The organism is Dietzia sp. DQ11-44 (genome assembly GCF_014145205.1).
GTDB classification, from domain to species: domain Bacteria; phylum Actinomycetota; class Actinomycetes; order Mycobacteriales; family Mycobacteriaceae; genus Dietzia; species Dietzia natronolimnaea.
Window position 1 is genome coordinate 1 of sequence record NZ_JAALEC010000667.1, and the last position, 13,538, is coordinate 13,538.

General features: G+C 68.0%; 11 protein-coding genes and 1 pseudogene. 4 read left to right on the plus strand and 8 right to left on the minus strand.

Going from position 1 to position 13,538, the window contains the following annotated elements:
• Positions 1 to 1,676, minus strand: a 1,676-nt coding sequence (gene asnB / locus G6018_RS15265; RefSeq protein WP_182640074.1) for an asparagine synthase (glutamine-hydrolyzing), incomplete at its 3' end; no start/stop codon positions are given.
• 227 nt (positions 1,677 to 1,903) lie between these two features.
• On the opposite strand from asnB, the gene G6018_RS15270 reads away from it, so the two are divergent.
• Complete coding sequence (locus tag G6018_RS15270; RefSeq protein WP_179525027.1) at positions 1,904 to 3,022, plus strand: cytochrome c oxidase subunit II; 1,119 nt, start codon at positions 1,904 to 1,906, stop codon at positions 3,020 to 3,022.
• Between the two features lie 36 nt (positions 3,023 to 3,058).
• The gene (locus tag G6018_RS15275; RefSeq protein ID WP_179525028.1) at positions 3,059 to 3,475 is read left to right on the plus strand and encodes a cytochrome c oxidase subunit 4; all 417 of its coding nucleotides are present in this window, start codon (positions 3,059 to 3,061) and stop codon (positions 3,473 to 3,475) included.
• Between the two features lie 202 nt (positions 3,476 to 3,677).
• Here the strand turns inward: G6018_RS15275 and G6018_RS15280 are convergent, their stop codons facing one another.
• Both G6018_RS15280 and G6018_RS15285 read right to left on the minus strand, forming a co-directional pair.
• Positions 3,678 to 4,835 carry an acyl-CoA dehydrogenase family protein gene (locus G6018_RS15280; protein ID WP_179525029.1) on the minus strand — a complete coding sequence of 386 codons (1,158 nt, stop codon included), beginning with the start codon at positions 4,833 to 4,835 and terminating at the stop codon, positions 3,678 to 3,680.
• Positions 4,836 to 4,964: 129 nt separating this feature from the next.
• On the minus strand, positions 4,965 to 5,489 hold the full coding sequence (locus tag G6018_RS15285) for a DUF3253 domain-containing protein (protein WP_182640072.1): 525 nt from the start codon (positions 5,487 to 5,489) through the stop codon (positions 4,965 to 4,967).
• Positions 5,490 to 5,646: 157 nt separating this feature from the next.
• On the opposite strand from G6018_RS15285, the gene G6018_RS15290 reads away from it, so the two are divergent.
• A complete protein-coding gene (locus G6018_RS15290) occupies positions 5,647 to 7,230 on the plus strand; it encodes an FAD-binding protein (RefSeq protein WP_182640073.1) in 1,584 nt (527 codons plus the stop codon).
• 264 nt (positions 7,231 to 7,494) lie between these two features.
• Here the strand turns inward: G6018_RS15290 and G6018_RS15295 are convergent, their stop codons facing one another.
• The 4 genes from G6018_RS15295 to G6018_RS15310 are packed head-to-tail and all read right to left on the minus strand — an operon-like array spanning position 7,495 to position 11,853.
• Positions 7,495 to 9,117, minus strand: coding sequence for a cytochrome bc complex cytochrome b subunit (locus G6018_RS15295; protein ID WP_182610024.1), 1,623 nt, complete (start codon positions 9,115 to 9,117; stop codon positions 7,495 to 7,497).
• Positions 9,114 to 10,304: a ubiquinol-cytochrome c reductase iron-sulfur subunit gene (locus G6018_RS15300; protein WP_182610023.1), complete on the minus strand. Its 1,191-nt coding sequence runs from the start codon at positions 10,302 to 10,304 to the stop codon at positions 9,114 to 9,116. Before G6018_RS15300 ends, G6018_RS15295 begins: the two co-directional genes overlap by 4 nt.
• Positions 10,301 to 11,185 carry a cytochrome c gene (locus G6018_RS15305; RefSeq protein WP_182615678.1) on the minus strand — a complete coding sequence of 295 codons (885 nt, stop codon included), beginning with the start codon at positions 11,183 to 11,185 and terminating at the stop codon, positions 10,301 to 10,303. Before G6018_RS15305 ends, G6018_RS15300 begins: the two co-directional genes overlap by 4 nt.
• A gap of 56 nt (positions 11,186 to 11,241) precedes the next feature.
• On the minus strand, positions 11,242 to 11,853 hold the full coding sequence (locus tag G6018_RS15310; protein ID WP_182610021.1) for a heme-copper oxidase subunit III: 612 nt from the start codon (positions 11,851 to 11,853) through the stop codon (positions 11,242 to 11,244).
• A gap of 283 nt (positions 11,854 to 12,136) precedes the next feature.
• On the opposite strand from G6018_RS15310, the gene trpD reads away from it, so the two are divergent.
• Complete coding sequence (trpD, locus tag G6018_RS15315) at positions 12,137 to 13,201, plus strand: anthranilate phosphoribosyltransferase (RefSeq protein ID WP_182610020.1); 1,065 nt, start codon at positions 12,137 to 12,139, stop codon at positions 13,199 to 13,201.
• On the opposite strand, the pseudogene G6018_RS17175 reads toward trpD, so the two are convergent.
• Positions 13,182 to 13,538 (minus strand): annotated as a pseudogene (locus G6018_RS17175) (hypothetical protein); the annotation flags it as partial. The gene trpD and the pseudogene G6018_RS17175 overlap by 20 nt on opposite strands.

Sequence of the window (13,538 nt, forward strand, 5' to 3'; positions counted from 1 at the left end):
ACCGGGAAGCCGAGCTTCTTCCGGTGCAGCACGTGCGCCGGCACGATCCGCTCGAGCGCCTTGCGGAGCGCGTACTTGGTGGTCCCGTGAGCGACCTTCTCCGTGTACGGCAGGCGGGAGGCGACCTCGTAGACCTCGCGGTCGAGGAACGGCACGCGCAGCTCGAGTGAGTTGGCCATGGTGACCCGGTCCGCCTTGACCAGGATGTCCCCGCGGAGCCACGTGAACAGGTCCAGGTGCTGCATCCGGGCGACAGGGTCCCACCCGCGGGAGCGCTCGTAGATCGGAGCCGTCACGTCCTGGTGGCTCCACTCGGGACGGTAGTCGGTGAGGACCGAGCGGACCTGGTCCTCGGAGAACGAGCGCGCGTTGCCGTAGTAGCGGTCCTCGAGACTCATGGATCCGCGATGCAGCAGGCTCTTTCCACGGGTGCCCTCGGGGATCCGCGTGCTCACCCTTCCCAGTGCGCGGCGCAGGCCACCGGGGATCTTCTCGAACGGTGCGAGCGAGAGCGGCTCCTTGTAGATGGTGTATCCGCCGAAGAGCTCATCCGCGCCCTCGCCGGACAGGACCACCTTGACGTGCTTGCGGGCCTCGCGGGCGACGAAGTACAGCGGGACCAGGGCCGGATCGGCGACCGGCTCGTCGAGGTACCAGATGATCTCGGGGATCGCGGCGGCGAACTCCTCGGGCGAGACCACCTTGACGATGTGTTCCACACCGATCGCCGCGGCGGACTCGGCGGCCACGTCCACCTCCGAGTAACCCTCCCGCTCGAACCCCGTGGTGAAGGTGAGGAGGTTCTCGTTGTGACGCCGGGCGAGCGCGGCGATGGCGGTGGAGTCGATGCCGCCGGACAGGAACGAACCCACGGTGACGTCGGCGCGCATGTGCTTGGCCACGGAGTCCTCGAGGGCCACGGCGATCTCCTCGTAGCGGCGCTCGGAATCGCCGTCGGCGACAGGGACCACGGGGAAGGTCGGCTCGAAGAAGCGCTCGATCACCGGAGCGGCGCCGGGGGAGAGGGTCGCGTGGCAACCGGATTCCAGGCGGCGGACACCGCGGGTCAGCGTCTCGTCCTCGGGGACGTACTGGAGGGTGACGTAGTGCTGTAGGGCGCGGGTGTCGAGAGAGGTGTCGACGGCGAGGAGGTCGATCAGTTCGGTGATCGACTTCTTCTCGCTCGCGAACGCGGTGCCCCCGGGACCGGTCGCCATGTAGAGGGGCTTGATCCCGAAGGGGTCGCGGGCCACGAAGAGGGTGCGTTCGACGGTGTCCCAGATCGCGAAGGCGAACATCCCGCGGAGCCGGCGGACGGCGGCGGGGCCCCAGTGGTGGAACGCCACCACGATCGGCTCCCCGTCGCCCTCGGTCCGGAACTCGGCACCGAACTCCTCAAGCAGCTGCGCACGGAGTTCGACGTAGTTGTAGATCTCCCCGTTGAACGTCAGGGCGTAGCGGTCGGGGGCCTCGGGCGGACCCCAGCGCAGCGGCTGATGCGAATGCGCGATGTCGATGATCGACAGACGGTTGAAGCCGAACGCCAGGTCGTCGTCGACCCAGGTCCCCACCTCGTCCGGACCGCGGAGACGCTGGCACCCCATCGCGCCCAGAACCCTCGATTCCTGGGCGCGGGCGGAGCCGTCGGGGGTGAGCAGACCAAGCAGGCCACACATTCGTCGGGTACCTCGTCGATCGTCGTCGGGGGTGGGGGAGAACCCGCGTCTGCGGGCCACGATGGGTTCGAATACTACTGGTCCCGGGGCTCCCGCCCGCCGCGCCGGACGGCGGAGGGGTGGGTTCGGTGAAATGCCGGGACCCGCGGCTTCCAAACTGAGAGCCGTGGTCTACGATTCCTAAGTGTCCCGGCCACGTGGTCGGTGCCGCTGATCAGGAAGGCGTGATGGTGGAACAGCGTGACGGGCGTCGTCGGACGCGCAGGGCTGCACTCGCGGTGTCGCTCGGCACATTGGGCTTGATTTTGTCCGGTTGCAGCCTCCACACCGACAACAAATGGTGGAACCAGACCATGAACTTCGGGTTCCCCAACGGGATCACGCCCGAGGGCATCGCCATCAGGGAGTTCTGGACTATCACCGTCATCACCTCGCTTGTCGTCGGGTTCTTCGTGTGGGGCCTCATCTTCTGGACCATGGCCTTCCACCGCAAGAGGAAGAACGACGACGGCGAGTTCCCGCGTCAGACCGCGTACAACGTGCCGCTCGAGCTGGTCTACACGGCGGTGCCGTTCGTGATCATCTCGGTGCTCTTCTACTTCACCGTCATCACGCAGAACAAGGTCCTCGACCTCCGGCCGGAGGAAGAGGTCGGCGTCAAGGTCGACGTCACCGCGTTCCAGTGGAACTGGAAGTTCGGGTACAACAAGGTCGACGTCGCGGGTGTGTCCATCGAGGACGGCACCAACGAGGAGGCCCAGCGTGCGGCCGAGGAGGCCGGCGTCCTCTCGGAGGAGCAGCGCATGGCCCTCGGTCACCACGGGGAGCCCGCCGCCGGCGGTCCGATCCACGGTCGCCTCGCCGAGGACAAGTCGTACCTCCACTTCAACGACATCGAGACCGTCGGCACCTCCGAAGAGGTCCCGGTGCTCGTACTGCCGACCGGAACCCGCGTCGAGTTCCGCCTCGCGGCGGCCGACGTGATCCACTCCTTCTGGATCCCCGAGTTCATCTACAAGCTCGACGTCATGCCGCACCCCGGCCAGAACCAGCAGCTGAGCATGTTCCAGATCGCGGAGATCGAGCGTGAGGGCGCCTTCGTCGGACGGTGTGCCGAAATGTGCGGCGCGTACCACGCGATGATGAATTTCGAGCTCAGGGCGGTGTCGCCGGAGGCCTTCGCGGAGTACATCCAGTTCCGCCAGGACAACCCGACCGCGTCCAACGCGGAGGCGCTCGCGTCGATCGGCGAGGAGCCCTACTCCACGTCCACGGCACCGTTCAAGACCGGCCGCAGCGATACCCGCGACCAGAACAACATCATCGAGAACGCATCCGCTAACTGACGTCTCTCCCGGTATCACGCGAAGGGCTCCTGCACGATGAACGCAACAGTAAGAATCTTCGACGGACTGGTGGTCTTCCTCGCCATCCTGGCCATCGCGTACACCTACCTCACGGGCACCTCGCGCACGGGTATCGAGTGGGTGGGCTCCACGGCTCTCGTGCTCTCCGCCGGGCTGTGCCTGCTGATCGGTGGGTACCTCCGCTTCGTGGCGCGGCGCATCAGCACGCTTCCCGAGGACTACGAGGAGGCGGAGATCTCCGACGGCGCCGGCGAGCTCGGGTTCTTCAGCCCGCACAGCTTCTGGCCGTTCTTCATCGCCTTCTCGATCCTCATCATCGGTTTCGGCGCGGCGTTCTGGAACTGGTGGGTGCTGCTCGGTGGCGCGACCGCGCTGATCATCACCGCCTGTGCCCTGGTCTTCGAGTACCACTGGGGCCGCGAGAAGCACTGACCGACGGTCAGACCCCACGAGGCCCCCACCGCGAGACGCGGTGGGGGCTTCGTTTGTTCACGGATCACCGCCCGAAGCCGGGACTCATGTCGGCAACCCGCGGTCGTGGCGTCTCCGACGTCGGGGGCATCACCCGGGAACGAGCTCGGGCCGGGACCCGCGCGGCGCGCAGGTCCCGGCCCGGATCAGGCCCGGTGGGGGACTACAGTCCCATGTCCTTGGCGATGATGGTCTTCATGACCTCGTTGGTCCCGCCGTAGATCCGGTTGACCCGGTTGTCGGTGTACAGGCGGGCGATCGGGTACTCGTTGATGAACCCGTATCCGCCGTGCAGCTGCAGGCAACGGTCGATGACCTCGGCCGCGATCTCGGTGCAGAACAGCTTGGCCGATGCGGCCTCGGCCGCGGTTAGCTCTCCCTCGTCGAGTGCCTCGAGCGCGCGGTCGGCGACGGCCTGCGCCGCGTCGACCTTGGCCTGGCAGGCGGCGAGTTCGAACTTGGTGTTCTGGAACGAGGCGACCTCCTTGCCGAAGACCGTGCGCTGCTGGGTGTACTCCTTGGCGAAGCGCACCGCGGCCGCGGCCTGGGCGTAGGCGCCGTACGCGATTCCCCAGCGCTCGGACGGCAGGTTCTGGCCGAGGTAGTAGAAACCACGGTTCTCCTCGCCGAGCAGGTCCTCGACAGGGACCTTGACGTCGCTGAAGGCCAGCTCCGCGGTATCGGAGGTGCGCAGACCGACCTTGTCGAGCTTGCGTCCCACGGAGTAACCCGCGAGCTTGGTGTCGACGGCCAGGAGGGAGATGCCGAAGCGACGGTCGTCCTCGCGCGGGGGAGCGGTCCGGGCGCAGACGATCACGCGGTCGGCGTGGACACCGCCGGTGATGAAGGTCTTGGCACCGTTGAGGACGTAGTGGGTGCCGTCCTCGGAGAGCTTGGCGGTGCTCTTCATGCCGGCGAGGTCCGAGCCGGTGCCCGGCTCGGTCATGGCCAGCGCCCACATCTCCTCGCCGGAGACGAACTTGGGCAGATAACGCTGCTTCTGCTCCTCGGTCGCCAGGGCCTTGATGTAGGGCAGGCCCAGCAGGACGTGAACGCCCGATCCACCGAAGTTCACGCCCGCCCGGGCGGTCTCCTCGGACTGGATGGCCTCGAACTTGTGCGAGTTGATCCCGGCGCCGCCGTACTCCTCGTCGACGTTGATGCCGAAGACCCCGAGATCGGCGAGCTTGTAGTAGAACTCGCGCGGCACGATGCCCGCGTCGAACCACTCCTGGAAATGGGGGGACACCTCGGACTCGATGAAGGCGCGGATGGTCTGGCGGAAGGCCTCGTGGTCTTCGTTGAACACTGTGCGACGCAAGGGTGTATGCCTTTCCATTGGACGACCCGCCGTGAGAGGGGGACGGGGCGATCTGGTGAATGTCTCCTACCAGAAGTGATCGTACAAGGCCGCGAACCGCGACATGGCGGGGGTTACCGGCTGGTAGCTTCAGTTCCGTGCCACGCTGCCGTCCGTCGGTGGCCGGAAGTCGAGCGCGTCCGCCGCCACGATGCGGATCGGGCCTCGGATGTCGGCTCCGGAGACGACCCGGCCACGTTGCGTGATGGCGACGACGCCGTCCGCTCGGAGATCCAGGGCGACCTGTCGGGCGGTGTCCATGAGCTCGCGCCACTGTTCGCCGCCCACCGTGCGGGCGGCGTCGCTGGGGCAGATCGAGCCCTCGCCGCGGGAGCGGAGCAGCGTTCGGATCGTCGCGGCCAACCGGTTCCGCGTCCCCTCCTCGGTCGGATCCCACCAGGGGTCGCCGCGCTCGCCCAGCGCGGTCTTGGCGTCGTGCACCATCACCCGCGCGGCGTCACCCTCGGACTTCACGAGCCGGCGGCCGGTCATGAGCGCGGAGACGAGTTCGGTCCTGAGCGTGTCCGGGATCGACGGATCGGTGGCCCTCCATCGCCTCCCCCTGACCACGATGTAGCGACCGTCCTCGGTGTGTTCGACCTCGTTGCGCGTCACACCGCGATCATGCCCGCACGACGTTGAGGTGTCACGAAACCCGCCGGTCGGGCCACGGAAACGCGCCGGGAAGCTAGTGTAGAACGTGTTCTAGTAGGCGTCGGCCCACGGCCGGTGTCCGGGCCGTGTGCCCGTGACGACGAGATGAGGAGAGCCCGTGACGACGCAGGCCGGCACGTTCGATGCAGAGTTCGATGTGGTTGTGGTGGGATCGGGCGTCGCGGCGCTCTTCGGCGCGGCCGCGGCGGCCTCGCGGGGGCTGTCGACCTGTCTCGTCGAGAAGACGGACCGTTTCGGGGGCACCTCCGCGTACTCGGGCGGCGCGGTGTGGTTGCCCGGCAACGCCGTCCTCGCCCGCGACGGGCTGGAGGACTCGGTGGACACGGGCCGCACCTACTTCCGCGCCGTCGTGGGCGACCGGACCGACCACGACCTGCAGGACGCGTACCTGAACACCGGGCCGATGGTCGTCGACTTCCTCCAGGACACGCTGGGGATCCCTACGAGATTCCAGGCGTTCCCCGACTACTTCGACGCACCCGGACGCCAGGAGGTGGGTCGAAGCATCTACCCCAAGCCCATCAAGGGGGAGGAGGTGGGTGAGCGCACCGGAGATATCCGCTCCTCGGTGCCGTCGGATCAGTTCGGTTCCCCGGAGGACACCGCCAGGTTGGAGGGCGGCCGCGCCTGGGTCGCCCGGCTCGTGCTGGCGTTGGATGGCATGGAGTCGGCCGAGCTCTGGCTGTCGACGGCTGCGGAGCGACTTATCCGCGACGACGACGGGCGGGTCGTGGGGGTCGAGGTGCGAGAGGGCTCGGGCCTGCGGTCGATTCGCGCACGGCGGGGCGTACTCGTCGCCGCGGGCGGATTCGAGCGGTCGACGGAGTTGCGTCGACGGTGGCAGCGGATGCCGACCTCTGACTGGTCGGCCTCCCACCCGGATACCGGTTCCGGGGACGCCGTCCGCATGTTCGACGAGGTCGGGGCCAGACTCGACCTGCTGGACCAGTCATGGTGGTGTCCGGCGACACTGTTCCCCAACGGGCACGCGGCGTTCACCCTCGGTTTCCGCTCCGGGATCATCGTCGACGGCGCAGGTCGTCGCTTCGCCAACGAACTCCTGCCGTACGACCAGATGGGCCGTCGCATGCACGCCCGGATGGACGACGGAGCGGGCGAGGAGTTCTGGTTCGTCTTCGATGACTCGGAGGCGGGCGGGTATCCGGCGATCTGCGTCCCCGCCCCTGATCCCGAGCAGCTGCGGGCGGCCGGGCTCTGGCACACCGCAGCGACGATCGGGGAGCTGGCCCAGGCCATCGGTATCGATCCGGACGTCCTCGCCGAGAGCGTCACCCGGTTCAACGGCCATGCCGCGCAGGGCAGAGATGACGACTTCGGACGGGGCGAGGATCCGTACGGGAGGTTCTTCCTCGGCGCCTCCACTGCCGAGGAATGCCTGCGGCCCCTGGGGGGCGATCGTCTGCACGCCGTGCGCCTGGTGCTGGGGGACCTGGGCACCAAGGGTGGTGCCGTGATCGACCCGAACGGGGCCGTGGTGGGTACCGACGGTGCACCGATCCCGGGCCTCTACGCCGCCGGCAACTCGTCGGCGTCGGTGTCCGGTGAGGCATACCCGGGTCCCGGGGTCCCCCTGGGGTCGGGCATGACCATGGCCTTCCGGGCCGTGGCCGACATGGCCGGGAAGCCGCTGCCGGTGAACCCCGCTCCGGTCGCCCGGTGACCGGAGCGCCCGCCACCTCTCGCGGGTGGCCGGGCACGGTGACCGCACCTCCCGGGTGGTCCCACGGGCCTCCGGCCCAACCCGTCCCATGAGGAGGACGTCCCAGGCGCCGGGGTGAGGCCGGTGTCACGCGGCCCGCGACGTCGACCCCCCGACAGATCACCCGCTCCCGAAAGATCACTCGCCCCCGGTGGAGGAGGCGAGACGACCGCGGGCCGGAACTCCTCTCGGAGCTCCGGCCCGCGGTCGGGTGTCAGCGGTGGATCAGTGCTCGTCGTGGCGACGCGTACGGTTCTCCTGCTGCAACGTGGTGAGCATCGAGTGCTCGCGGTCGTGCTTGCCGTGATCGGCGTCGTCGAGATGACGCACCTCGTCGACGGGGTCGGCGGTGAGTGCGCCCCGCGGGGGCCGGCCGGCCGCACCGAGCTGGTTCATCTTCGTGGGCACCTTGGCACCCGCGTACTCGAGCGGAACCGCGTGACCGTGCTCGTCCATCCCGCCCAGCGGCTGGTGGACCTCGACGAACTCGCCCTGCGGCATCCGCATGATGATGCCGGTCTCGATCCCGTGCTCCAGGACCTCCCGGTCGGCCCGCTGGAGACCCAGGCAGAGACGGTAGGTGAAGAAGTACATGACCGGCGGCAGCAGGATCAGACCGATCCGGCCCGCCCATGTGGTGGCGTTCAGCGAGATGTTGAAGTGATACGCGATGAGGTCGTTGGATCCCATCAACACCAGGATCACGTAGAACGTGATGGCCATGACGCCGGCGGCGGTACGAACCGGAACGTCGCGCGGACGCTGGAGCAGGTTGTGGTGCGCGGTGTCACCGGTGAGCTTGGCCTCGATCCACGGGTACAGGAACATCACCGCGACCATGGCGCCGAGCATCACGGCCACCCAGAGGACGGCAGGGATGGTGTAGTTGCCCAGGTAGATCTCCCACGCAGGCATCACGCGGGCGCCGCCCTCGGTCCACAGCATGTACCAGTCGGGTTGCGAGCCGGCGGAGATGTGGGATGGGTTGTACGGCCCGAGGTTCCATATCGCGTTGATGGTGAACAGGCCCGAGAAGAGCATGAGCATGCCGACCGTGATGGCGCCGAACGCGATGGACTTGACGGCGAAGACCGGGAGGATCCGGACGCCGACGACGTTGTTCTCCGTGCGGCCCGGCCCGGGGAACTGCGTGTGCTTCTGGTACCAGACCAGCGCGAGGTGCGCGGCGATCAGGGCCAGGATGATGGCGGGGATGATGAGCACGTGCAGGACGTAGAAGCGCGGGATCATGAGGTCGCCGGGGAAGTCCCCGCCGAAGATCATCCAGTGCATCCAGGTACCGATCACCGGGAGCCCGACGATGATGCCGGAGGTGATCCGGAGGCCGGTGCCCGACAGGACGTCGTCCGGCAGGCCGTAGCCGAGGAAGCCCTCGACGATGCCCAGCAGCAGGAGGACGCAGCCGATGACCCAGTTGGCCTCACGCGGGCGACGGAACGCACCGGTGAAGAAGATGCGGATCATGTGGACCACCATCGAGGCGACGAAGAGCAGCGCCGCCCAGTGGTGGATCTGCCGGACGAAGAGCCCGCCACGCACCTCGAAAGAGATGTTGAGCGCGGTCTCGTAGGCCCGGGAGATCTCGATGCCGTTGAGCGGGGCATAGGCGCCCTGGTAGATCACCTTCGACATCGACGGGTCGAAGAAGAGGGTGAGGTACACGCCCGAGATCAGCAGGATCACGAAGCTGTACAGGGCGATCTCGCCCAGGAGGAACGACCAGTGCGTGGGGAAGACCTTGTTGATCTGCCGGCGCATGCCCTTGGCCATGGTGTACCGCGAGTCGAGCGCATTGCCGACCGCGGCGATTTTGGTGTTGTTACTCATGAACGACGCTCCCAGAAGGCAGGTCCGACCGGCTCGATGAAGTCACCGTTGGCGACGAGGTAACCCTCGTTGTCAACCGCGATGGGCAACTGCGGCAGTGCGCGCGCGGCGGGGCCGAAGACCGGCTTCGCGTACTCGAGCGCGTCGAACTGCGACTGGTGGCACGGGCAGAGGAAGCGGTGCGTCTGCTGCTCGTACAGTGAGGTGGGGCAGGCGAGGTGCGTGCAGATCTTCGAGTAGGCGTACAGGTCGCCGTAGTTGAAGTTCTCCTGGCCCTTGCGCTTGATCACCCGGGCCGCGTCCGCCGGGCGGAAACGGATCAGCATGACCGAGTTGCGCACGCCGTGGATGGAGTGCATGTGCTCCTCGAAGTCGCCCAGGGCGCTCGCGGGAAGCGGGAACACGGACTCGAGTCCACCGGCCGCCAGGTCCTCGACGTGGATGCGCTCGAGGCGCCCCTCTCCCGCGGGGGGATGGCCGTCCGGGTAGACCTTGCCGGTGTCGCGACCGAGGTACACCTTCTCGGCCGGGAGTCCGTCCGGGCGGGTGTCGGACGCGAGGGTCCACCCCGTGGTGTGCAGGGTGCCGTCTCCGGCGATGGTGAGTTCCCCACGGCGCCACGGGTTCTTGACCATGCCACCGAGCGGCAGGATCGCGGACAGACCGATGAGGGCGACGCTCGCTCCGAGGAAGCCGCCCATGACCTTGCGGCGACCCAGGGTCGAGGTCTTCCAGGAGTCGTTGAGCCCGGCGACGAGGGTCCGGCGGTCGATGTCCTCCGACGGGCCGTCGTGACGGGTCTGGACCGAGATCTCCTCGGGGATGAACTTCTTGGTGAACTGCACCGCACCGAAGCCCAGGAAGAGGATCGACAGGCCGATCGTCAGGCCGAGGAGGGGCGTGTACACCATGTAGAGCCAGTAGCCGTCCTCGCCCTGGCCGCGGTACTCCCAGGGCCAGGCGATGTAGATGACGGCGAAGGCCAGCGCGAGGACCGCGGACAGTGCGAACCAGGTGGTGACGACTCGTGCGGCACGCTTCTCGGATCGCGTGGTGACACCGTCCGGCCACCGGTTCTCGCGGAATCGGACGTCGACCTCGTCGAGTTCGGTTCCCAACCGGACGAGCTCGGCGTCGCTCATCCGGTCGAGGTCCGCGGGGGACGGGTTCTTGGGGGTCTCACTCATGAACGGGATCCGATCCAGAGGGTCGCACCGATGAGGGCGACGATGCCGACTAGCCAGATGGCCACACCTTCGGTCACGGGGCCGAGTCCGCCGAGCGCGTAGCCGCCGGGCGAGACCTTGGAGTCCGTGTCCTTGATGAAGGCGATGATGTCCTTCTTCTCGTCAGGCGTGAGCTGACGGTCCGAGAACTTGGGCATGTTCTGCGGACCGGTGAGCATCGCCTGGTAGATCTCCTGCTCGTTGGCAGGGTCGAGGATGGGGGCGTACTTGCCCGCCGACAGCGCTCCGCCGCGACCGGTGAAGTTGTGGCAGGAGGCGCAGTTGAGGCGGAAGAGCTCGGAACCGCGCGCGATCTCCTCGGCGCGGGCCTCGCCCGAGGCACCGCGCAGCGACCCCTGGGCGATCGACCCGTCGGGATCGGTGACGATCTCGGGACCGCCGCCGAAGAGGTGGACGTACGCCGCGAGCGCGATGATCTGGTGCTCGCTGTAGCGCGGCTTCTTGCGCTCGGCCTGGGCCTCGTTGTTGGCCGCCGGCATACGACCGGAATGGACCTGGAAGTAGGTCGCGCCCGCGCCCGTGCCGACGAGCGAGGGCCCGCGGTCCTCGACACCCTGCAGGTTCATTCCGTGGCAGGTGATGCACGCGACGTCGTAGATCTGCTTGCCCTCGGCGATGAGCGCGGCCTGGTCCTGCTGGGCCGTCGCGACCTGGGGATCGGGAACGACGGCAGTGGCGATGGCCCCGGCGCCGAGGAGACCGGCGGCGATGACGAGCGCGCCGGTCGCCTTACGGCGACGCTTGGACGAGACCGGGCGCGCCGGATTCACCGCGGGCTCCGGCGACGGCGTGTCCGCAGCGGGTGGGTGAGGTGAGTTCATTATGAGTTCCCTTTGGAGTTGGGACCTGCTGGACGCAGCGTCCTGCGGCCAGCTGACTACTGAATGAAGTAGATGGTGACGAAGAGGCCGATCCAGACCACGTCGACGAAGTGCCAGTAGTACGACACGACGATGGCCGCCGTGGCCTGGGCGGGAGTGAACCGGGACATGGTCGTCCGCATGACGAGGACGACGAACGCCAGGACGCCGGCCGCCACGTGGAGGCCGTGGAAACCGGTGGTGATGAAGAAGACGGACCCGTAGACGCTGGACGAGATCGTGGTGCCCTCGAGGTACAGCATGACGTACTCGTAGGCCTGACCGATGAGGAAGACCGTGCCCATGAGGGCCGAGATGATGTACCAGCGACGGAGACCGAAGACGTCACCCTGCTCGGCGGCGAAGACGCCCATCTGACAGGTAACCGAGGACGCCACGAGGATCGCCGTGATAGTCAGGGCGAACGGGACGTTGAGGTGCGTCGGGTAGGAGGGCCAGTCACCTCCCGAGTTCGCCTTGGAGACGAAGTACATCGCGAACAGCCCCGCGAAGAACATCAACTCCTGGGACAACCAGATGATGGTGCCCACACTGACCATGTTCGGCCGGTTCAGCGAATGAACGCGCTGAGCCATTGCCGATCCTGAGTTATCCACTGCGCTCGTCACGAGGCCAAGTATGACCCCTGAGGTGGGCGGAGGCTGCAGGGACCCCCGATTTCGGCGTGTCCCCACAGCGTTTTCGCAGGTCGTTCCTAGAACTCCCCGGTAACCCGTCAGGGGACGCACCCCGTGCAGGGGTATCAGGGCCTTCTCAGGCTCTTCTGCGGCTGGGGGAACGGGTCCCGTGACGGGAGTCCGCGGGCACCGACGACGCGGCTGGTGGCACGATTGTCACTGTGCGGTCGGACGGTGACGGACCGCCGGGATCCAGGGAGAGAGGTCGGGACACGTGGGGAGTTCTGCAGCGTTCGACGAGGGCCGGTCCTGGCCCGGGGTACTCGGCACGCTCACGGCGGGTGAGGACCTGGAACCGGCGGACGCCCGCTGGGCGATGTCCCGGATCATGGAGGGCCTCGCGACGGATGCGCAGATCGCGGCGTTCGGGGTCGCGCTCGACATGAAGGGTGTCACGGGTCCGGAACTGGACGCCCTGTCCTCCACGATGCTCGACTACTCGCGTCGCGTGCCGACCTCCCGGCCCTGCGTCGACATCGTCGGGACCGGCGGGGACCGGCAGGGAACGGTGAACATCTCCACCATGTCCGCCCTCGTCGTGAGCGCCTGCGGAGTGCCCGTGGTCAAGCACGGTAATCGTGCGGCGTCATCGAAGAGCGGAGGGGCCGACGTCCTCGAGGCTCTCGGGGTGGCGATCGACCTGGGCCCGGAGGAGGTCGCCCGGTGTGTCGACGAGGTGGGTGTGGCCTTCTGCTTCGCCCCCGTGTTCCATCCCGCCCTCCGCTTCGCCGCCGCGCCACGGCGGGAGATCGGCATCCCGACCGTCTTCAACATCCTGGGTCCCCTGACCAACCCCGCGGCCCCCGCGGCCAACCTCATCGGGTGCGCCTTCGACCGTCTCATGACCGTGATGGCGGAGGTCTTCGCGCTCCGCGGGCGCTCGGCGCTCGTCGTGCGGGGAGCCGACGGCCTCGACGAGATCACGATGACCGGGCCGACCCGCGTGCTGCGCGTCTCGCACGGCCGGATCGAGGAGGACGAGATCGCCCCCGGCGACTTCGGGATGGCGACGTGCGCGATCGAGGAGCTGCGTGGGGGGGACGGGCAGCACAACGCGGGCGTCGCCCGGGACCTGCTGGCGGGTAAGAAGGGCCCCGTCAGGGATGCCGTCCTGCTCAATTCCGCGGCTGCGCTGGTGGCTTTCGACGGACTCGAGCCGGGAGCTGACCTGGTGACCGCGATGACGTCGGCGGTGGATCGCGCCGCGAGGGCGGTGGACGACGGCGAGGCGGCCGGACTCCTGGACAGGTGGGCGGCCTTCAGCGTCGCGCGGGACTGATCCCTGCTCTGCTCGTCTCCGCGGCCGCCCGTTCGGCTCGATCCGCCCATGCGGTCAGAGTGTGGGCACCGTCGACGGGGAGGGCCCAGCAACCCGCGACCGACACGATGCGGGTGGGTGCGGAGTCGATCCATCTGTGCACGTTCCGGATCTCCGAGGCGCTGGCGCCGGAGAACGGCCCGGGTCCGGGTCGCACGGTCGTGGCGCCCGCCCTGAGTGAGTCGATGACGGGGAGGGGGGCGGCCCCGGCCGGCACGATCCCCGAGGCGGCCAGACGTCCGTGACGCACGACTGCCACGGCCCATGTGCGCGCGGGGCCGGGCTGGGCCAGGACCAG